This window comes from Cohnella zeiphila (genome assembly GCF_014212055.1).
Taxonomy (GTDB): domain Bacteria; phylum Bacillota; class Bacilli; order Paenibacillales; family Paenibacillaceae; genus Cohnella; species Cohnella zeiphila.
The window spans coordinates 140214-162683 of the sequence record NZ_JACJVO010000018.1 but is presented as its reverse complement, the minus strand read 5'-3'; the positions used below and the strand labels follow the sequence as shown (position 1 = coordinate 162683).

General features: G+C 51.4%; 13 protein-coding genes. 10 read left to right on the top strand and 3 right to left on the bottom strand.

What is annotated here, in order from left to right:
* The first annotated feature begins 130 nt into the window (after positions 1 to 130).
* The 10 genes from H7C18_RS15365 (at position 131) to H7C18_RS15320 (ending at position 18565) form a co-directional block, all read left to right on the top strand.
* Entirely contained in the window at positions 131 to 4069 is a 3939-nt protein-coding gene (locus tag H7C18_RS15365) for an S-layer homology domain-containing protein (protein ID WP_185129962.1), read from the top strand.
* A 495-nt stretch (positions 4070 to 4564) separates the two neighbouring features.
* Positions 4565 to 7390: an S-layer homology domain-containing protein gene (locus tag H7C18_RS15360; RefSeq protein WP_185129961.1), complete on the top strand. Its 2826-nt coding sequence runs from the start codon at positions 4565 to 4567 to the stop codon at positions 7388 to 7390.
* 231 nt (positions 7391 to 7621) lie between these two features.
* Positions 7622 to 9826, top strand: a complete 2205-nt coding sequence (locus tag H7C18_RS15355) for a hypothetical protein (protein ID WP_185129960.1) — start codon at positions 7622 to 7624, stop codon at positions 9824 to 9826.
* A gap of 140 nt (positions 9827 to 9966) precedes the next feature.
* Entirely contained in the window at positions 9967 to 10452 is a 486-nt protein-coding gene (locus tag H7C18_RS15350) for a hypothetical protein (RefSeq protein WP_185129959.1), read from the top strand.
* 180 nt (positions 10453 to 10632) lie between these two features.
* A complete protein-coding gene (gene rfbC / locus H7C18_RS15345) occupies positions 10633 to 11208 on the top strand; it encodes a dTDP-4-dehydrorhamnose 3,5-epimerase (RefSeq protein WP_185129958.1) in 576 nt (191 codons plus the stop codon).
* Positions 11205 to 12191: a dTDP-glucose 4,6-dehydratase gene (gene rfbB, locus H7C18_RS15340; RefSeq protein ID WP_185129957.1), complete on the top strand. Its 987-nt coding sequence runs from the start codon at positions 11205 to 11207 to the stop codon at positions 12189 to 12191. Before rfbC ends, rfbB begins: the two co-directional genes overlap by 4 nt.
* Entirely contained in the window at positions 12184 to 13053 is an 870-nt protein-coding gene (gene rfbD / locus H7C18_RS15335; protein WP_185129956.1) for a dTDP-4-dehydrorhamnose reductase, read from the top strand. Before rfbB ends, rfbD begins: the two co-directional genes overlap by 8 nt.
* Positions 13054 to 13124: 71 nt before the next feature.
* A complete protein-coding gene (locus H7C18_RS15330; protein ID WP_185129955.1) occupies positions 13125 to 13391 on the top strand; it encodes an alpha/beta-type small acid-soluble spore protein in 267 nt (88 codons plus the stop codon).
* A 135-nt stretch (positions 13392 to 13526) separates the two neighbouring features.
* On the top strand, positions 13527 to 14729 hold the full coding sequence (gene metK, locus H7C18_RS15325) for a methionine adenosyltransferase (protein WP_185129954.1): 1203 nt from the start codon (positions 13527 to 13529) through the stop codon (positions 14727 to 14729).
* A 152-nt stretch (positions 14730 to 14881) separates the two neighbouring features.
* A complete protein-coding gene (locus H7C18_RS15320) occupies positions 14882 to 18565 on the top strand; it encodes a SwmB domain-containing protein (RefSeq protein ID WP_185129953.1) in 3684 nt (1227 codons plus the stop codon).
* A gap of 41 nt (positions 18566 to 18606) precedes the next feature.
* Here the strand turns inward: H7C18_RS15320 and H7C18_RS15315 are convergent, their stop codons facing one another.
* The 3 genes from H7C18_RS15315 to H7C18_RS15305 are packed head-to-tail and all read right to left on the bottom strand — an operon-like array spanning position 18607 to position 21936.
* Positions 18607 to 19545, bottom strand: a complete 939-nt coding sequence (locus H7C18_RS15315) for a glycosyltransferase family 2 protein (RefSeq protein ID WP_185129952.1) — start codon at positions 19543 to 19545, stop codon at positions 18607 to 18609.
* 29 nt (positions 19546 to 19574) lie between these two features.
* Positions 19575 to 20540: a glycosyltransferase family 2 protein gene (locus H7C18_RS15310; RefSeq protein ID WP_185129951.1), complete on the bottom strand. Its 966-nt coding sequence runs from the start codon at positions 20538 to 20540 to the stop codon at positions 19575 to 19577.
* Entirely contained in the window at positions 20530 to 21936 is a 1407-nt protein-coding gene (locus H7C18_RS15305; protein ID WP_185129950.1) for an undecaprenyl-phosphate glucose phosphotransferase, read from the bottom strand. The genes H7C18_RS15310 and H7C18_RS15305 overlap by 11 nt, the downstream gene beginning before the upstream one ends.
* Positions 21937 to 22470: the final 534 nt, after the last annotated feature.

Below are 22470 nucleotides of genomic sequence, written 5' to 3'. Positions count from 1 at the left end.
TTTGTTGTTGTGGCCGGAAGGGTTTTTGGCGGATCAGCCTAATGATTGGAAGCTCCGTTGCCGATACATAGTTATATCTCGTCGTTAAAGCTCGAACCGAAAAGCATTTAGAAAAAGGAGAGATCGACTCATGCACCGCTTCAAAAAGACGCTGGTCTGGCTTCTGGCAGCCGTTCTTTTGGCTACGGCGTTTCCCGGCCAGCTTGTCCGACAGGCCAGCGCGGCATCCGCGGCGACCTACTTCATCCCCGATGTGAAGGCGATTCGGGACACCGCCCTTCTGACTACCGATTATTCCACATCATCCAATCAAATTTCTCGTTCGAATGTATACTTGACCAACAACAGCAAGTTAACGATCGACGGAACTTTTTCTTATATTACAGGTTCGAGCATGGGGGTCAAAGTCGAACAGCTCAGCGCATCGAAGGATAGTGCGAACCACTTGATCTGGACAACCGATACGACACACGTTACCGTAGGGGCCGTTACCCAATCGAGCGGATCGACGAATCGTTTCTCCGCCAGCGATCTTTCGCTGTACCCGGGTTTCAACAAGATTACGTTTACCGGCATGCAGGGCAGCGTTCAGCGATCCGACGTGTTCTATGTGCTGTACGACAGCATTCCGTATATTCAATACATTAAAGTGCTTGGCGGATCCGCCGGAGCCATCAATTTGAATGAAGGCACCCAGGTGGTCGTCGATAACCAAAAGATTACTCTTCAAGGCTCCGTTCAAAATGCGACCAAAGTGACGCTCAGCCTGAATGGCGGAACCCCTATCGTCACCTCGCTTCTGGAGGATGGCACGTTCTATACGCCGACGATGTCCCTTTCGTCCGGTATCAATTCGCTGCAGTTCGTCATTTCCAATGCCTCGGATTCGATCAACGTATCTCGGGTACTCTATTTTTATGACAAGAACCAGCCTTTTACCAAGCTGGATATTCAACAGAATAGCTCGAGCGATTCCAATTCCTTGTTGAACGCCACGCCGACGCTGACCGAAGGCACTACATCGCCCGGAAGCGAGTCAGCGGGATTTATTGTTCAAATGCTCGTTCCTTATAATGCTTATTCGGATGGCAGAGGATTTCAAGGCAATGCGAGCTACAGCATTAATGGTGGAACGCCCGTGACGATCACTTCCGCGGACGAGACGGTCATTCCGGGTCCTGACGGGGCGACGCCGGCATACCGGCTGGTGAGTTTCGAGACGGACTCCACGGCATTCGTTTTCGAGGATGACGGTACGGTCATCAAAAGCTTGCAAAATGTAAAGTTCACTGTCAGCTATGGCAGCTTTGCGTCGACCTATGATGCCAAATTTAACTTCCTTCCCGGCAACGTCGTCATCTCAAAGATGTACTATTTGCCCAACTATAGCGGTGCGGGCGACATTACCGACGAGAGCAAGGAGTCTTTGAACAACGTCGAGGTTCCTTCGGCTGACTTCTATATCATGGTCGAGACGGAAGATGATATTCCCATAAATCCTGACGGTTCCAAAGCTACTACTCTTAAAGGATCTTATCTGCCGCTCAGCACTTCTCCAGTAACCCTGACAAACGTAACAGCGGCGACTGGAGTGGAAGACAACCAGGAAGTTTACAAAGTGTCCGGTTTCTCCAGCGGAGTTCAACAAGTCAAGTTTAATTATGAAGGTTCAGACTCTTCCTATACAGCGACAATCACGTACGCTTCCAAGAGCTACATCTATGTAAGCAACATTTATGACGGGCAAACGTATACGTTCGACTCCCGCAAGACCGGCAACAAATTGACCATCTCCGGTCAGTTTATCGGCTTTAACAATCTGGTGGCGAACAGTGCGCAGTACTTTGTGAACGGAACGGAAATCACCAGTCCGCCTTTAGGTGTGACGGCTTCCAGCACCAGCTTTTCCGTCACATTGGATATTTTGGCTTCCGGACCGCTCGTCTACGGCCAGAACACCATTGTGTTCAAGGGAGTCAATGTGGACTCCGCCGGCAACAAGACTGAAATCACGAAGTCGCTTCGCCTTTACATTATCGACACCAACGTGTCGACAATCCAAAGGTTTTATCCGACGAAAGTTCCGACCGACGGCATCCGTCAAACGTTCGATTACCCGGATCCGGATACCTACAGCGACGACGAACTTGGGAAGATTTACGCGCTGTCCACGGACTTCACCAAGAACAGCGATGAGTCTTACCAGACCAGCGAGAAGAGCTACGATCTGGTGCTCCGAGCCGGCGGCGCCAGTACGTTGAATCTGTATCAAGGGTCAGACTTGTTCTTCAGCTTGCCGATTCCGGCGACCGATAAGCTGATCAAGGCGGAAGCCAATAACTCCTTCACCTACAACGGCGCGACGTACTATTACGATTTCTCTGGCAGCCAGGACGATTTCATGCTGCGGATTCGTTCGATCGCGTTTAATGACGCAACAAGCCATGTATATAATCTAGAACTGATCAACTCGACGGGAGCGCGGACCGCCCAGAAGCTTGAGATCGACAGAGTGGTGGCTTCCTATCGGATCGTGTCTCCTCAACCGACCGTAGGAGATCAAATTATCGTCAACAAGAACTTCGTCCATATCGATATTGAAGCCGAAGGAGCCACGAGCGTTCTGATCGGCAAGGATGCCGCCACCAAGCGGGCCGATTTGGATAACCGATTCGAGTATGACTACATTGGACTGAAGCCGAACAAGAACAACGCTATCAAGATTCAAATTGTCAGGTCCAGCGGCTCGATCAGCGATACAATCAATGTTTACTACACCGATGCCGTTCAAGTCGATTCGGAATACATGGAGCAGTTGAGCACGAAGCATTCCGTATTCAACAAGGGCCTTCAGCTGACGTTCCCCAAAGGAACCGTCTTGAAATCGGCTCAGCAGAACGGCAATAAGATCACGAAATACTATTCCGATACGAAGCTACTGTTCGGCATCGCGGATCCCACTGATGGCGTAGTCGGTCGGCGCAACGATTACGGAAACATCATTAACCATATTCAGTCTGACGAAGACGAAGGCAGGGACGAGGTTTTGATTCCCGACTATCTGGTCATTCGTTTTCTGAGCAATACGAACACGAGCAACTTCACTCGCGTATCTCAGATTTATTGGGTCAATGGCGGCGAAGGCGAGCTCGGCGATAAAGGAACTTCCGGATACAAGCCGGCTACAAACGGCTTACCGCCGTATTCGTCCGAAGGTTATTTTACGAATTTCGAATCCGAACGCAAGGTTGTCCCATCCCAGCGGGGAACGCTGACGATCGCTTATGACCCGAACGTAGTGGCCGAAGCAGGTTCGACGTTGACTGTCTTTCGTTATACGGACAGCGGTACCTGGGAGAACGTAGGCGGGGAAGTCGACACGAAGAATCACACCATCTCCGTACCCTTCGATGATTTCGGCTATTACAGCGTCATGAAGCTGAGCCAGAGCTACTCGGACATTACGAACCATGGCTGGGCACGGAATATTCTGAACGCTTTGTACGCCAAAGGAATTATGGTGAATACGGGCAGCAGCACGTTCGGAACCGACGATACGACCACAAGAGGGGAGTTTGCCACTCTGCTGGTCAAGGGCCTGAACATTCCGCTGAACTATGACGATAAAAACACCTTCTACGATGTAGTGCCGGCATCCAGTTCGGCAACCTGGTCTTACAAGTACATCGAGACGGCGGCAAGAGCCGGCATCATCAACGGGTTGAGCGAAGGCTTCTTCAGTCCGGACGGCAAGCTTACCCGTGAAGAAGCGGCGGTTATGATCGCGAGGGCGCTTCAACTGCAGCTGCCGACCAACGATACCAAGCTAGAGACGGCGTTGGCCAAATCGTTCCTGGACTCCGCCAATATATCGTTTTATGCGAGACCCGCGATCAGTGCCGTCAACAAGGCCAAGATCATGACCGGTGCTACCGCAACCGTCACCGGTTCGACAAAGGCATTCTTTAATTTCAATCCCAAATCGTACATGACGCGGGCCGAGGCGGGCAAAGTGGCCGTCGCGCTTCTGCAGAAGAGCACCAAGATCTTCCCGAGCAACTTGAGCTGATCGGGGAGAGGGCCGGACAAGGCCGCAAAGCTTCCGCAATAGGGCGGACTTTGCGGCCTTGATCCTTTCATATAAAAATGGATGAACTTCTTCGCAGTGGAAAAAGTTAAGCGGTGACGAAAACCTTGGGTCAAGCTATACTAAATTCCGGGACCTCGAATACATAAGAAACGGTGTTTTCAAACCTTCGGCATACGGTTAAAAAAAGTGTGATGAAATTTCGATTGACCGCAACTTTTTCCCGCGCCGCGCGTCTAACATCATGTCTTTAATAAGAGGGACTTAAGGCTTACAGTCTAGCAATATCGCCGAGATTTCTCTTTACGCTCATGTAGTGCCCATGTATAATGGTGAAAGTGGCATAATTTACCCTGCTTATTTTCTGTCCAATTTCCAGTTTACGAGTTTCTGCGACATGGTTCTACTTGCTAGACGTCATCGTTGCAGACATCATTTATAGACAATGCTCAACTCCGGAGAGGGGGTGAAACGCCGATGAGAGATTCGAGCTACAATTCTTCCACACAAGTTAATTCGCAGATTCCTTTTCAAGGAGGAGAAAAAAAGGTTATGAAGAAAAGTTTGTCCTTTCTCGTAGCTCTTGCCTTGGTATTCGGCCTGTTTGCCTCCATGGCAGCAGCTGCTGATACCGACCTGACCACTGCTCAGAAGTACCAGCAGCTGGTCGACAATAAAGTTCTGAAAGGTACGACGGACGGAGATCCTCACCTGACCTCCAACCTGACCCGTGCCGAGTTCGCAACGATTGCTGTTGCGATCGCAGGACTGCAAGAAGACACCGCTTCCACCTCGGCTTTCAAAGATGTTAAAGCCGGTCAATGGTGGACGGGTGCTATCCAAGCCGCTTACAACGCTGGCCTGGTTAACGGCGTAGGCAACAACCTGTTCTCGCCGAAGGCTAACGTAACGGTTCAAGAAATCATCAAGGTTGCTGTAGGCATCGCCGGTCTGACTCCGGTTGCCGACGCTACGGTTGATGGCGCTGCTGCCTGGGCTGGTCCTTATATCAAGGCTGCTCAAGACGCTGGCCTGCCGGTTCCGACGAACTACACGGCAGCTGCTACGCGCGGTCAAACGATTGACTTGGCTTATGCTGTCTACCTGTCCAAGCAAGTGAAGCCGCTTAGCGACGTTAAGGCTGTTGTTAACGCTGACGACACGATCACGGTAACGGGTAAGACGGCTGGCGGCGTTGACGGTGTTAAGGTTGCTGTCGGTACTGCCGACGCAGCTGCCGCTACGCTGAACGCTGACGGTACGTTTACGTACACGACGGCTAAGCAAGCTGTTGGTTCCTACGATCTGACGGTTACGGCTTACAAGGGCGATACTTCCGTATCCTCGTCGAAAGTCTCCGCTACGATCGATGGTTTCACAGTTAGCTCTGTAACGGTTCTGAACGGCAAACAAATTGCTGTTAAGTTCAACAAGGCTGTGCAAGAGGGAACTTCTGTAGGCGGCACTTCCTACAATATTGCTGACAATGCAACGAACGATGCCAACAGCTATTTCTTGCTGGCTGGTAAAGATCCTTCGAATGTATCTGTTAGCGATGATAAAATGACTGTAACACTGACTTATGCGTCGTTCCTCTCTTCTAAAGATGCCTTTGTTCAATTTGAAGTTAAGGGCGACCTGAAATCTGCTTCCGGTCAAACGAATGCTGGCTATAAGCAAGCAATTCAACTTTCTGATTCCACTGCTCCTACGGTAACGGGAACGACGTTTGCCGGAACGGTTGCAACGCTGACATTCAGCGAACCGGTTCCGACTGCTACGCTGGGAACGATTTCCGTTAACGGCAGTGAGATTGGTACGGACACGGCAGCTTCGATCTACTACGTTCCGGTTTCTGATGGGCTGGCTGGTTCCGAGGCTAAAGCTGTTGAAATCCATGGCCTGTCCGTTGCTACGAATTATAACGTGTACATTGTTGGCGGCAAAGATATCTTCGGTAACTACTTTGATTACAACGGCACCGTTAATGTTCCGAATGATAACGTTGCTCCGACGATCACGTCTTTGACGGTCGCGGGTTCGGTTGTAACGGTAAAGTTTAGCGAAGCTGTCTCAAATGCTGGTAAGGCAGTTCTGAGCGGAGAAGCCGACGTTAATGGCGTACCTGCGTCTGACAATCTCAGCGCAACTTATGACCTGAGCGGTTGGTTGGATGGCGCGACGTTCCGTAACATTTCTGTTAAGATTTCTGGTTATAAAGATCTGGTAGCAAATCCGGGTCTTGATTACTCGTCTAACGTATCCATTGGTCTTGATCAAACGAATCCGACGTTCCAAGCTGTAACAACGGATGGTCAAAACTTTGTCTTTAAATTCAACGAAGAACTGAATCACGCCTTCAATACTGGTGCTCCCATCACCTATAAGTACACGAATACGGATGGCGTCGTATTTACGAACCAAACGTTGAGCGGTACTCGTACCATTGGCTATGACGCCAACAATGATAACAACGGCGTTGCAGACGATACTGGTGAGTGGAACTACCTGGTTGTTGATTCCGACAACAGCACCACTAACAATGTTCCGGCTGGTAAATATGAGTTTACGATTAATTCCGGAGCTGTTAAGGACCTGGCTGGTAACTCGAGCGATGCTGCGACTGCAGTAATTACGGTTTCTGGCTCCTCTTCTTCCGGCGGGTTGGCATTGAGCGCTGTTTACACGAGCTTTACAAACAGCACGAATCCGACGAACTATCAAAACCTGAAGAACAATCAACTGGTTCTTGAGTTTAACAAGGAACTGGCTGCTGCTAATGATGTCTCCAAGTATCAGATCAATGGCAGCGCGCTTCCTAACGGTTCTACTTCCACGTTTATTTATGACAAAAAGCATGTTCTGGTAGAACTTCCGGACGGTTCGATTCAAGCAACCGGTACGCGTACGGTTTCCGTAACGGGCCTTGCTGCAAGCGACGGTGACACCCTGGGTAGCACCAAGTCTGCAACGCCGATTCTGAACGAAAACGTTCGTCCGGTTGCACAAAGTGTAGTTATTGCTAGCGATTCTACGCTAAATGTAACGTTCAGCGAAACGCTGGGCAATGGCGTTGGTAACAACGGCACGCCGTCTGGCAGTATTTCGGGCGTTGAAGTCTGGATCAATGGCGTGAAGTCCGCTGCATCCTTCACGTATGGATACAGCAACAATGTGCTGACGATCTCTTCTTCTACCGCTAATACCTTCAATGCAACGCAATCGATCCAAGTTAAGTTCATTGGTTCGAATGTTGCGGACATGAAGGGCAACACGGTTGCTGACATTACGTTGAACAAGTAAGATCTATGCTTAACTGAAAGGCAGGCCTAAACGGCCTGCCTTTTTTATGTTTACTTGATATTGTTTCGGAGCACGAATCTTCTAGATCCCATCCATATCTACACAACTTTTTTAATCCTACATACGTCTAATAACTTAGTGAGCTTGCCCTTCTTCAATTTATCTTTCATTCATCTTCTATTCATGTTTTTGTACTATAATTACCGTAATTGACTAAGGGAGGATTTTATAATGGCAAGTGCAAACAAACCCGGAAAGCTGTTATTGGGCGTTACAGCAGCCTTGATTGTGGCGAGTCCATATTACGCTTCATCTTTAACTCCCAAAGCACATGCTGCGACGGTGTCTTCGGGCATTACCGCCGTATCGAACTTTGTCAAACCGATTAAGTTGAATGCGGCAAGCACTTTAAGTCTTGTTGATGCGACGCTGGCACCGACGGAGAACGGGCAGACGGCGGCTTTTACTCTTAGTATTTATAATGGTGGAACAGCAACGTTAGACTTGACAGACTATTGGTTCCGGCTGTCTAGTACAGGCGGAAGCAATTACTCCATTAATACATCATCAGCAGATGCGAAACTGACGAAGGTCGCTCCCAAATCGACAGCTTTGTTGACTGTTTATGCAAATGTTGGTGACAGCACGAAGTTGTCCGATCTCATTTTCAAGGTTGTTCGCTTTGACTTTAGCGTCGCGGGTTATGAAGTCGGCGTCGGCCGATTCACATTCCCGAAGAACTACAATAATGAAGTGGCTGTCGGCTCCTATAAAGCGCTCTACTTTTCCAATTCGAAAGTGTTCTCCAAGGTTTCTTCCGCTACGATCGGAAATTCGGGGGACAACAATTATGCCACTATTAACTTTGTATACAACAATGTCGGCAAGAGCGCGGTCACACTCTCCGGTTATAAATACTACATAGTAACATCGGAGGGAATCCGATACGAAGCAACCAGCTCTGAAGTTTCTGATTCGGATGGAACTGGCTCACAAGCGACCGGTTCAGGGAATGCAGATTTAGTGCTAGATCCGCTCGAACGCGATGAATTCCAGCTCACGGCTACGATTCCAGCAAAACTGAAGACAACCGGTTGGAAATTGCTTGTCGTTCGCACTGACGGTTCATCAGGAGCAGAGGGAGCGACAACGACGACCCCAATCGCAGTTGGCACATATGGGATTGCATTCGGGAATGCGACAACAACGACGAGCAGCGATAACTTTAGCTATTCCAATAGCGAGGGCAAGTACCAATTTAGCCTGCTCGAATTGAATCGTCATCCGTTTGAGACGCAAGATATCTTGTCAGCGCGGATTAGAATCAAGAACGTATCTTCGACTCCGTTGACGTTGCCGGCCATCTCCGGGTATTTTTATCTGGACGACAAGACGAAACTGGATTTCAAAACTGTTGCGACGACGAACCAGTTGGCGTTGAATTCCAACGGTTACGTAGATGTGGACGTATATGCCAAGTTGCCGAGCAACTACACGTACAAGACCGCGAAAGTAGTCGTGAACAACACCGTCGACAAAGTTGCAACGAAGATCGGTGAGTTGTCAGCTTCTTCTTCGACAATCGGTATGCCGATCTATGCGGTCGACAAGCCTTATGTGATCTCGCGCGACGGTAGCGATATGACGGGAGTGCTGAATTCCGTCAACGTCTACAATAGCGTCACCACAAAGGTATTCACCGTACAAATGACGCTGACGAACGACGAGCTGCGTACGATTGATCCTTTGAAACTTGTTGGTATTTTCAAGAGCGACAACGGGGATGTTTTCCCAGCGACAGCCACGATGGCAGACGGTAAAGTGAATGCATCAAACAAGGCATTGGTTACCTTCAGCGCCAACGTTCCGCAGAATTACGATACAAATAACCTTCGTCTGATTATAGGAGAAGGAGTGACGGATACGGCTTATACCAGCGGTACAGCTGCGTTCGAAGGTTACGTCAACCCAGTTACATTTAACTTGCCTAATGATCAAGCGGTGAACAATAGCTTTAAAGATGTAACAACGTTGCCTTATCAATTTACAATTAATACACTCACTCCGACCGTCATGGGTAACGACGTTCAGCTGACTCTTTATTACGATTTGAATAAGGATACGGGCTATAATGTATACCCGACCGACCGAAAGCTGCAATTGACCGTTGAGGCGACCAATCCAAACGATGGAACTCAGTACACATACTTTACGCAGGATTTGACACTTGAAGGCGATTCAGATACGGCACTTCAAGCGGGGACGGACCAAAAGATTGTGCTGTCGAAAACCAATCCGTACAATGGCATTGATGGAAGCCTTAAATATACGCTTAAGTTGTACGAGATCGTTAATGGGGCGAAGAAAGTCATTGCCGAACGTCCAATCGACTTCTGGTTCATCGATAACGACTGGAATGCAACTTCCACGAATTAAACTCTTATCAAGTGAGAGACAGCTCTCGAAAGAGAACTGTCTCTCACTTTTATGGAATGAGTCCTCTGTCATAACGATAAAAGATTAAGAGTATGGTAGAATTTTGATAGACGACATTATTCAACAAAAGGAGATCGAAGATGTTCAAGCTTTCGAAGAAAGTGACTGCGGCTGCAGCGATCGCCGTTGTTCTTGCCGGCATTGGCGGCATTAGCTGGTATCAGTCCGCGTACGCAGATCAGCAAACGGCTACCCCCGGTTCTACGGACGATCCGATCGTAACCAAATCGTACGTGGACCAGAAGCTGGCGGAGATCCAGGGCGGCGGCACGGCAACGGCTCCCGCAGCTTCCAGCAAGCTAGAGGTTGTGAACGTGCCTATTGGGAAAAAGCTGATGGTGGATGCCGGCGGTGAAGTCATCGTACGCAACGGCAAGGCGCTTGCCTATAGTACCGATGCGAATGGATTGTCCGATGTGACGGATGGCATCGATCTAACGTCGGGCAAAGCAATTGCCACCAATCATCTGATTTTATTCCCTCGCGCAGGCAGAGGCATCGAACCCGATCCGAAGCAAAAGTACGGATTGACGGTACTCGTTCGCGGAAATTATTCTTTGCAGTAATCTAGACAACTTGATAGTATCATTTATATGCAAAGCGAAAAACCGCAAGAGCCAGGGAGCTCTGCGGTTTTTTACGGGAGCGAAGGCCTTCCTTTAAACCAACGATAGGGTAAAGGCCGTGTTCGTCCAAACCGCATGACGCATACTTTGTAGAATGCGGGAGAACTGGGGGGATGGAAAGTGAAAGTAACCCAAGGACGTCTAAACGGAGTTAAGCTGATCGAACCTGACGTCTATGGAGATCATCGCGGATTCTTCATGGAGAGCTACAACCGGGAAACTTTCCGGGCGAACGGGATCTCCAATGAATTTATACAAGATAACCACTCTTTATCGGCACCGGTCGGCGTACTGCGAGGGCTGCATTATCAGTTAAATCCTTATGCGCAGGCGAAACTGGTCCGGGTAACGTCGGGGAGGATCTGGGATGTCGTCGTCGATCTGCGGCGAGGATCTCCAACATACGGTCAATGGGAAAGCTATGAATTATCGGCACAGAACAAGAAACAGCTCCTCGTGCCGCAGGGCTTCGCGCATGGATTTTGCACGCTGGAGCCGAATACGGAGGTACAGTACAAGGTCGATTCCCTTTACTCACGCGAACACGACCGGGGGTTGATCTGGAACGATCCGGCTCTAACCATCTCTTGGCCGGTGAAGCAGCCGATCCTGTCCGAAAAGGATGAGAAGCATCCGACAATGGCGCAAGCCGAGATCAACTTTGTCTATCACGAATCAGAGGGTGAAGAAGATTGAGACTGCTCGTAACCGGCGGTGCCGGATTTATCGGTAGCAACTTCGTTCAATATATGTTGAAGAGATTCCCGGGCTATCAGATCATGAACGTGGATTTACTTACTTATGCGGGCAATCCGGATAATCTTCTTTCCGTTGATGGCAACCCGCAGTATCTGTTCGTTCGGGCGGATATTGCGGATCGAATCGCCATGGAGCCTCTTTTTGCCGAAGGGGTCGATGTAGTGGTGAATTTCGCGGCGGAATCCCACGTCGACCGAAGCATTAGTCAGCCGGATCTTTTCGTGCGGACGAACGTAATGGGAACCCAGAATTTGCTCGACTTGTCCAAGGGATACGGGGTTAAGAAATACGTTCAAATCTCGACCGACGAAGTCTACGGAACTCTAGGAGCCGAAGGATTGTTTACCGAGCAAAGTCCGCTCATGCCAAACAGTCCTTATTCAGCCAGCAAAGCCGGTGCAGATCTGCTGGTCCGAGCTTATGCCGAGACGTTCGGATTGACGGTTAATACTACCCGCTGCTCCAACAATTACGGTCCCTACCAGTTTCCCGAGAAGCTGATTCCGTTAATGATCACGAACGCTCTATCGGATAAACCCCTTCCCGTCTATGGAGATGGGCTTAACATCAGGGACTGGCTCTATGTCGAGGATCACTGCAGCGCTATCGATCTTGTGATTCATCAAGGGAAGCCTGGCGAGGTGTACAATATCGGCGGCAATAACGAGCGCACGAATCTGCATGTGGTTCGGACGATTTTGCAGGAGCTTGGGAAGCCGGAGACATTGATTCAATATGTTACGGACCGGCTAGGACACGATCGCCGATACGCGATCGACGCCTCTAAAATCCGCCGGGAGCTGGGCTGGGTGCCGCAATATGATTACGAGACGGGAATCCGGCAGACGATCCAATGGTATTTGCAAAATACGGAGTGGCTGCGAAGAATCGAGACAGGGGAGTATCGACGGCATGGCTGATCGAAAACTCCGAATTGCCGTTACCGGAGCCGGCGGACAGTTGGGACGAGAATTGACGAACCTTCGCATCGAAGACGTGGAGTGGCTAAGCTGGACTCGCCGGGAGTTGGACATTACCGATGAGGCTCAATGCCGAAGCAAGCTGGCGGAAGAAAAGCCGGATGCGGTCATTCATGCGGCAGCTTATACGGCAGTAGACCAGGCAGAGAGCGATGCGGAGACGGCTTATCTTGTGAACGCCTTGGGGACGCGATACATGGCAGAGGTTGCGGAAGCGACAGGAGCCAAGTTCTGCTATGTCAGCACGGATTACGTTTTCGACGGCAAGGGGACAGCCCCTTATCAAGAAGAGGATGCGCCAAATCCGCAGACCGTATACGGACGAACGAAGCTCGAAGGGGAGAGAATGGCGTTAGCCCAATGCTCCAAATCCTTCGTGGTTCGGACCTCTTGGGTCTATGGCGGATACGGAAGCAACTTCGTCGCAACCATGCTTCGGCTCGGCCGTACTCACGAGCAAGTGAAAGTCGTGGACGACCAGGTCGGATCCCCGACTTACACGTTGGATCTCGCACGTTTTCTGACGGAGCTGGTCCGAACGGAGCATTATGGGATTTATCATGCCTCCAATACCGGAACTTGCTCCTGGTACGAATTTGCGCAGGCGATTTTCGAGCTCAGCGGATCCGGTACGAAGGTCATCCCATGCACGACCGCCGAATTTCCCAGACCGGCGCCGCGACCGGCTTATTCGGTGCTGGGGCAGGAACGGCTGCTTCGCATGGGCTTCGAACCTTTGCGTCCTTGGCGATCCGCTCTTGAAGAGTTCCTCGCAAGCTATAATTTTCCCGCATTGCCATGAAGTCATACGCCTCCGGGAAGGCGGTCGCGAGCATACTAAGACCGTCAAAATTCAAGGAGGTGCCTCGAATCATGGCAGGCAGAAATCGCAAGCTCGTCCCGGAATGTCAGAAGGCTCTCGACCAGATGAAGTATGAGATCGCTTCGGAACTCGGCGTACCTTTCGGTCAGCCCGCGGCCGGCGATCTGGACTCGGAATTCGCCGGAGAACTGGGCAGCATGTCTTCGCAGCGCGGCGGAGCCGCTTATTTGGGCGAGCTGACGGCTCGGGAAGCGGGAGCTGTCGGCGGCGGAATTACGAAGCGGCTTGTCCAGCAAGCGCAGCAAACGATCTTGTAAGACCGGTCATCTTTGGCAGGCGGATGCGCATTGACACCGATCGACAATTCCGGTATCATTATCATCTGAAGGTCTGTCTGACAACCTTTTCCTACCGGAAAAGGTTCATTTTTTGTGTAGGGGAGGTTGAAGAAGTTGTCGATTAAAGGACGACATCTCTTCACGTCCGAATCGGTCACGGAAGGCCATCCGGACAAAATTTGCGATCAAATCTCCGACGCTGTGCTCGACGCGTTCCTGCGTGAGGATCCTTACGCCCGCGTCGCTTGCGAAGTTTCCGTTGCGACCGGCCTGGTACTGGTCATCGGGGAAATCAGCAGCAAAGCGGATTATGTAGATATCTCGGCCATCGCGCGCAGCACGATTCGCGAGATTGGATACACGAGGGCCAAGTACGGCTTCGATGCCAGCACCTGCGCGGTGCTTACTTCGTTGAATGAGCAGTCTGCGGATATCGCCCAAGGGGTCAACGCGGCGCTTGAGAGCCGTGACGGCAAAGACGTTCTTCAGGAGAACCCGGACATCGGAGCGGGCGACCAGGGGCTTATGTTCGGCTTCGCCACGAACGAGACGCCGGAACTGATGCCGCTGCCGATTGCGCTGGCTCACCGTCTTTCCCGCCGTCTGTCCGAAGTTCGCAAGAACGGGACGCTCGACTATCTTCGCCCGGACGGCAAAACGCAAGTGACGATCGAATATATCGACGGCAAGCCGACCCGTGTCGATACGATTGTCGTGTCGACGCAGCATTCCGAGGAAATCCCGCTGGATCAGATTCAGGACGATATCCGCACTCATGTCATTCAACCGGTCGTTCCTTCGGAATGGCTGGATAAAGAAACGAAATTCTTCATCAATCCGACCGGACGGTTCGTCATCGGCGGCCCGCAAGGCGACGCCGGTCTGACGGGACGGAAAATCATCGTCGATACGTACGGCGGATACGCCCGCCACGGCGGCGGCGCGTTCTCGGGCAAGGATCCGACCAAGGTCGACCGTTCCGCCGCTTACGCGGCCCGCTACGTGGCTAAGAACATCGTTGCAGCCGGACTCGCCGAGAAATGCGAGATTCAACTGGCTTACGCGATCGGCGTCGCGAACCCGGTATCCATCAATGTTGATACTTACGGTACGGGCAAAGTGAGCGAAGAGAAGCTCGTGGAGCTGATCCGCGGCAACTTCGACCTGCGCCCCGCCGGCATCATCAAGATGCTCGATCTTCGTCGTCCGATCTACCGCCAGACGGCCGCATACGGCCACTTCGGCCGCAGCGACCTCGACCTGCCTTGGGAGCGCGTAGACCGCGCCGAGGCGTTGAAGCAAGGCGCTCTGGCCTAATTACACAGCTTCATCCTAAGCCGCTTATCATCGGTTACTCGAACCGGTGGAAGGCGGCTTTTTCCTTTTCTCCCTAAACTACACATGCCTTTGAGCCGAAAAAGAAGGTACGGGTTTGTCTTGAAGCCTAGCAATTTTTGGGAGGTATCGTTTTGCGCCGTTTTCGATTTTATGCCATGACTTTAGTTGCCGCTTTGTTCCTCCAGGGCATCGCCGCCGCCGGAGCGTTCGCGGCTTCTGCCGACGCCCCGATACTGATTGCGGCTGCGGGAAGCGGGCCGACCGTTCAAACGCTCTATCCGGCCGACAATGCGGTTTCGGTTCCGATGAATGCGAAGCTCGTGATGCAGTTCTCCGAGGCGGTAACCCCGGGCAGCGGAACCATTACCATTAAAAACTCCAGTACCTTTGCAACGGCTGCGTCCTATGACGTGAATTCATCGAATATCCAGGTGTCCGCCTCCGGAACGTTCGTTACGATCACGGTGGAGGCGAACAAGCTCCAGACGGGTACCGGGTATTACGTTCAAGTCAGCCCTGGCGCTTTTAAGGGGCCGTCAGGCGATTATGCCGGCATTACCGACGCGCTGAGCTGGAACTTTCAGACGGCTTATTCGGACATGTCCGCGCCTTCGGCGATTTCTTTTACGCCGTCCAACAATACGACCGTTGCGGATCTAAGCTCCTCGCTTGTCGTGAAATTTAATGAGTCGGTTTTGCCGGGGAGCGGGAGCATTCAAATTCGGGATTTATCCGCGGGAACGACTTACGATTCCATTCCGGCCAATTCCGCTCAAGTCACTGGAGTCGGAACGGATACGATTACGATACGCCCCTATAAAAGCTTAAAGGCAAATTTGATTTACGCCATTAACATTGACAAAACCGCCTTTACGGACATGTCCGGCAATGCTTATGCAGGGATTGATTCGACGAATACGACGACGTGGAGATTCACGACGACGACCGATTCGACCCCGCCGGACCTTTTGGAAACCACGCCAACCTCCGGAGCCAATTACGTGTCGCTAAACGGTGTGTTGAAAATGCGTTTCAGCGAGCCTGTGCAGATTAAAGCAGGAGCGAAGGGGACCGCGATTCCAACGACCGGAAGCACGGGGAACGTCAATCTGATCCTGGGTCCGGACAACGCTTCTATACCCGACCCGAATGTCGTGACGTTGACGCCTTCCTCCGCCTTTACAGGAAAGCTATCCTATGTTGTTCATATTCCCGCAGACGCGATAACGGATGCGGCGGGCAACTTTTTTCCCGGCATCCTGAACGATTATCGCTGGACGTTCCAGACGATCGGCTCGGACACTTCGGCTCCTTCCTTATCTTCGGCGACAATGGACGGAGCGGTCATATTGCTGACTTATAACGAACCTCTCGACGAGACTTCCATTCCTTATGCATCGAACTTTTATGTAACAGTTAACGATGTGCCTCGGCAGGTCAACGCCGTGTCCGTAAGCGGAAGCCAGGTGAGGCTCACGATGCAATCCGGCGTTGCGGTCGGGCAGACGGTTAAACTGTCCTATACGGTCGGCGACGCGCCCTTGCGCGACTTGTCGGCCAACAGCGCTGCAGGCTTTACCAATAAAGCTGTCTCCAACACAACAACGACCACGTTGCCGAAGCCCGATAGCGGCAGTGTATCGGGCAACACGTTGACCCTAGTCTTCAATAAAACGCTGCAGAGCGTAAGCTCTTATGCATCGTCTCAATTCTCGGTGAAGGTGAATGGCTCGGCCGTCTCGATCAACGGGATCTCCGTCAGCGGAACGAATGTCATTCTTATGCTTTCCTCCAGTGTTTCAACAGGCCAGATCGTATCGGTCAGTTACACGCCCGGCTGGTATCCTGTTCAGGATACCAGCGGCAATGCGGTTGCGGCATTCGCCGACTTCTATCTCCAGAACGCCAGCGATACGACCCCGCCAACCGTGTCCTCCGCATCGGTCTCGGGAAATAATGTATCTCTCAATTATAACGAAGGTCTGAACGCTTCTCTGGTGCCGCTTCGCTCAAGTTTCTCGGTTCTGGTGAATGGAGTGTCCAACCAGGTGACGGCTGTCTCTGTAACGAACAATACCGTTAAGCTGACGCTCACTTCGGCCGTTTCATCAGCCAATATCGTACTCGTTACCTACATCCCGGGTTCGCCGGCCATTACCGATCTCGCTGGCAACGCAGCAGCGGGGTTCAGCAATTACCAAGTCGTCTCGGGCAGTACGACTGGCGCTACACTTTCGTCGGCATCGGTAAATGGCTCGGTTCTAACGTTGGCATACAGTGCGAACTTGAACGCTTCATCCGTACCGAATCCGTTGCAGTTCGTCGTAAATGCCGATGGTTCTTATGTCAGTGTTAGCAAAGTCTCCATCTCCGGTTCGAACGTCACCCTTACGCTTGGGAGCGCGATAAAGGGAGGACAGACGGTGCTACTGACCTATTATAATTCGGGCACCCCATTAATGGATGCGAACAACCAGACGATGGCCGGGATCAATAACATGTCCGTTCTGAACCAATCCTCTACCGTGGACAATTTGCCAAGCTATGCGGGCACTGATGGCGAAGGAGGGCTTCAACTGGACGCTTCGGCGGCGACCAAGGCATCGGGCACAACGCCGTCCGGTCAAATCGCCAATCGGTATATCCTGAATTCGGACAAATTCATTCAAGCTTTTGCTTCCTTGAAATCGAACGCATCCCAACTGACGAATCAACAAGTGACGTTTGCCGTACCCGCTTCGGAGAACGGGGCGCTCGTCTCGATTCCGGTTAGCTCAATCGTGCAGGCAGCTTCTATGATATCCAATGCGTCATTCCGGCTTGAATATGGCGGCACGTCTTACTCCATTCCGCTCTCGGCCATCAACTTCACTCAAGAACTAGCTTTGGCGGGATGGAGCCCGGATTCTACTTCTTTGTATCTTGCCATCGAGAAGACTTCAGATTCTCAACTGACTGGCGCCATTTCTTCCGCCGGAGGATCGCTGATGGCGACGCCGGCTGCATTCGCCGCTTCTCTATCGGCCGGCGGAAGCGAACGGGAGATTCAAAATTTCAATCAATATGCGGTCGGATCCTTTGTGCTAAGCGCCGGCTCAGCGTCGGCTTCCGAACTGTTGGTCGTTCGATATGACAGTGATTATGGCGATCTGACGTACGTGCCGACGAAGACGGAGACTCAGAACGGTGAACTGAATGTTCGTTTTATGGGGAAAGGCAACGGCAGTTTTGCCGTTGTTCGCAAAGACAAACAAGTCTATAGCGACATGGCGAATCACTGGGCCAAAAACGACGTGGCGGCGCTGGGAGCCAAGTTTATCGTGACGACGCCGACCCCAACGACCTTCGCTCCAAGCCGCAATATCACCCGCATGGAGTTCGCCGAATTTATTGCCCGCGGTCTCGGTCTGACGGGCGATAAATCCGCTGCCACCCGTTTCCCCGATGTAAGCTCGGGCAGCGCCGGAGCGGGCTATATCGGCGCCGTAAGCGAGGCCGGGATCGTCCAAGGAGACGAGAAGGGACGCTTCAATCCGAACGCGTCGATCACTCGCGAGGAGATGGCCACGATGATGATGCGGGCGATGACCTATGCGGGAACGCAGCCGACTGCGTCCGCCGCCGTCCTGAGCAAATATTCGGACCGCGGCAAGATCGGCTCCTGGGCCAGCAGCGCGGTCGCGGCCAACGTGCAGGCCGGGATCATGAACGGCGTGTCGGACACCCAGTTCCAGCCGAAGGCCAACGCGACCCGCGCCGAAGCGGCTGCCATGGTCAAGCGATTCCTGGAGTATGCGGATTTGTTCGAAGGCTGAGTCCAATAGCGAAAGGAGGGCGAGAGCCCTCCTTTCACAATTTAACGATGTCTATCATTAGCGGCCTGAATCCTTTTTTTAAGCCATCTTCTCTTCTCCAGCATCTCCGGCCACTTCTTCCAGATAGTCGGCCAACAAGCGAGCAGCCCCGGCTCGAATAATGCAATATAGCCCAGCTTCAAGCCCTCGGTAACGATGAGAAGCGGCAGCAAGCCGAACCAGTGCCAGCCTGCCGGCTCATTTTTGATTAAGGTGAAGAAACGGTTCTGGTACGAATGCCTGCGAACGAAGAGCGGAAGAGCTTTGCGTCCTCCCTTTTTCCAGCCTCTCCGATGAACGGCACGGGCGTTAGGGACGTACTTCGCCGTCCACTGCAGCCTCCTGGCCCGCCAGGCGACGTCTACGTCCTCCTTATAGGCAAAGAAGGTCTCGTCGAAGAACTGGCCGTTATAAGAGATATCACGCACCATAGCCGCACGGTAGACGGCCGCAGCCCCGGATACCCCAAATACATCGAGAGACGTCCCCCATGCCGCGACAGGCTCTCCTGCGGCCAAGTCATAGGCCTGCCGGTTCCGTTTGAACGCCAAGCCGGCACTGTCCATGACTGCGGGGTTGTCCGACAGCACAAGCTGGCCGGTGGCACTGCCGATGGAGGGATCCCGGTCCATAACCGCAAGGATCTCCGACAAATAATGGGGATCCAGAACGACATCCGGATTCAGAGCCAGAACATAGTCGCTGTTCGACTTGGCGATAGCCTGGTTCTGTCCGCCCGCGAACCCGACATTCACCGTATTGGCCTCCAGATGAACTCGGTCGCTCCACTGCCGAACCTGAGCCGCTGACCCATCGCTTGAGGCATTATCGACAACGATAATTTGCTCGACAGGATGGGTTTGCCCGACGACAGCTTCAAGACAAGCCATAATATCCCCGATGCTGTTGTAGGTAACGATGCATACGCTCACGGTGGACATGGCCGGCTTCCTTTCTTCTCCAAAGCGTGTTACATAGGAGTTGCTTCGTTTTGCAGCATCTGCACCTTGTTCCACAGCCGATCGCTTGAACATAATTTGCGGCATAGGGATTCGGGCAGCCTGTCGTAATGTTTCCCGAGTTGAAAGCCGACAAATTTCACGATGGATTCGACAATCACTTTCGGGATCCATCGGCGCCGCTTCATGCGAGTAAGTTCTTGGATCAGGTAAACGATCATCCGCTTCCCCTCGTTATTGACGGAAGAGTAACGATGGACCTGAGGATTGCTGCGCATCGAGACTCCGTTGTCGAAGTATCGTCTGAATTGCTGAACAAAAGAAAAGTCGTGGGAATGAATCACTTTCGCCAGGGGGGCATAGGCCACCTGGTAATCGGCGAGAATACAATTGGCAGCCATAAACAGATCTTCATTAAAAATAACGGGAGACGCAAATCCCCCCATCTGATCGAAAAGCTCTTTGCGAATGGCCGAGCATACGTTGGAGCAGAAGAAAGTCTTGATCCCCAAGCGCGGCAGATCGTCTTTGCTCTTCAGAATGGCTTCCTCCGAATAGTTGTAGCCTCGAACAAGCTTTTCGAGAAGGGAAGCATCGTCCCGAGGAAGCTGCCGTCCATATACATAAGCAACCGAACGATCCAACAGCGGCCGCGTCAGTTCCTCGAGTAGTTCCCGATGGGCCGGCATCGCGTCCTGAGTGAAAAAAGCCAGGACATTGCCTCTAGCTTGCCTGGCAGCGTAATTGCGCGTTCCGCCGTGGTCGAAGTCCCTCTTGTCAATGCCGAGCAGTCGAACGTCTCTACTGCGGGCGATAGCCACCGTATCGTCATCAGAAGAAGAGTCGACGACGATGATTTCGAGCGGCGGGAGCGTCTGGTCCAGCAGTTTATCGAGCAACGGACCCAGCTCCGGACCGGCATTCCATGTTGGAATAATCACGGATATTCGAACTTCTTGCTCAAGATCAGTATGCATTCTTATCCACAATCCCTTTGCGTATCGTTCTCGCGATGATCTTCAGATCGAACAAGAAGCTCCAATGCTCGATGTAGAACAGATCATGGTCGATTCGATCTTTAATGGACGTGTCCCCCCGCAAGCCGTTCGCCTGCGCCCACCCCGTGATACCGGGACGAATGTGGTGCTTCACCATGTACTTCGGCACTTTCCGTTTGAACTGCTCGACAAAATAAGGCCTTTCCGGACGCGGGCCGACAACGCTCATGTCCCCCTTAAGGACATTAATAAACTGAGGCAACTCGTCCACGCTCAACTTTCTCAGCAACGCACCGAACCGAGTGCGCCGAGGATCGTTTTCGGTCGTCCACTGAGTGTCGGATGTCTTCGAATCCGCGATGTGCATCGTCCGCAGTTTGAACATGCGAAACGTCTTGCGGTCCAGTCCCATTCGCTCTTGGATGAAGAAAACCGGGCCTGGAGAAGTCAGCTTGATTCCAGCAATCGCAATAAGCAGGAAAGGAGTTGAAACGAGAAGCGCGATTAACGAGAAGGCAATGTCAAAGCCCCGCTTGGCAATCCGATTGCCGAATTCATCGAGCGGAATGTCTCGGATGTTGATCATCGGCATGCCGGCGAAATTGTCGAAGAACGGACGCGCCGGCAAAATGTCGAAATAATCCGGAATAATGAGCGTCTTCGCCCCGGCATTGTCGCAGATGTCGATAATCGCCGGATATTTGCCGTGCGCGTCCAATGGCAGTGCGATAATAACTTCGTCGATCGGGTTGATCTGAAGTATCGATTCCAGATCATCTAGCGTCCCGATGATCGGCTTCAGGTGCGCATACCCATGAGGATGCTCCGTTGCATGATCGTCCAAGAAGCCAAAGACCTCATATCCCATCTCCGGGTACTGCTGCAACCGTTCATAGAATTCGCGGCCGACCGAACCTGCGCCAAGGATCAGCACATACCTTTTGTTAAAGCCTTTGCGACGGATCCGATTGAGAAATTGCTTCAGAACGATTCGATAGGCCGACAGGACGAACAGATTCAATGCATAAAAAAGGAGCAAAAATTCCCGTGAGATATGTACTTCTTTCGCGGCATATAAGAAGCCCACGAGAAAGACGAGGCTCGTCGTCTGAATCTTAAAGATCGTCCAGATGTCCGATCCCAAGCTCTTTTTCCTCCGCGGCGCGTAGAATCCCGCAAAGTATCCAATTAGAATGGCAGCCACTATGAAAATGAGCGTTCTGGAAAAATAGATTTGGAACGGCAGAGCCCCCACCTTGACCATCAAGCCGCTATAAAACTTGAGCCAATAGGCCGCGAGAAAGACAAGGACCATGCCTGCAGCATCTGTAAGCACATATAACTGAGTGAGAACCCGCGAATATTTTCGAATCACGGCGCTTCTTCCACCTCTTACAATTTAATCATGATAATATAATACCATCAAAGACCTATATATTAATACGTTTTTGCTTTCCATTTGTTCTACCCCGAATTAAGTTTTTTCAATTATGTTTTCTCAAGTTGCAGATTAATAACAGCTGAGAAAGTCATCAACTAGTTCTAATATTTCTAAGAACAGCACAAATCGCTTTAGGGTTTCTTGACTATTGCAGTTTAAAGCAACTTTCAGCGATTGATGTCGTTAAATTAGGTAACAGTGTAGGAAGGGCTTGTAATTATATAGTTTACAATTCTTCTCGACAGGGTGGATGTGGAATGTCTTGAGATAGTAGCAGATAATATGTAAATTATATTCTTGCTTTGAGAAGAATAAAGAAAAACTTGTGTTATAATGTTAGGCATGATTGTGGACGAATTTCGACAACATTCTTAAATAACATCATCTGTGATACCCATTGAGTAGATTCCAAAAAGAGTCATAGCTTTTTTTGGAAAATGGGGTTAAGTGCAAATCTTAATTGGAAGT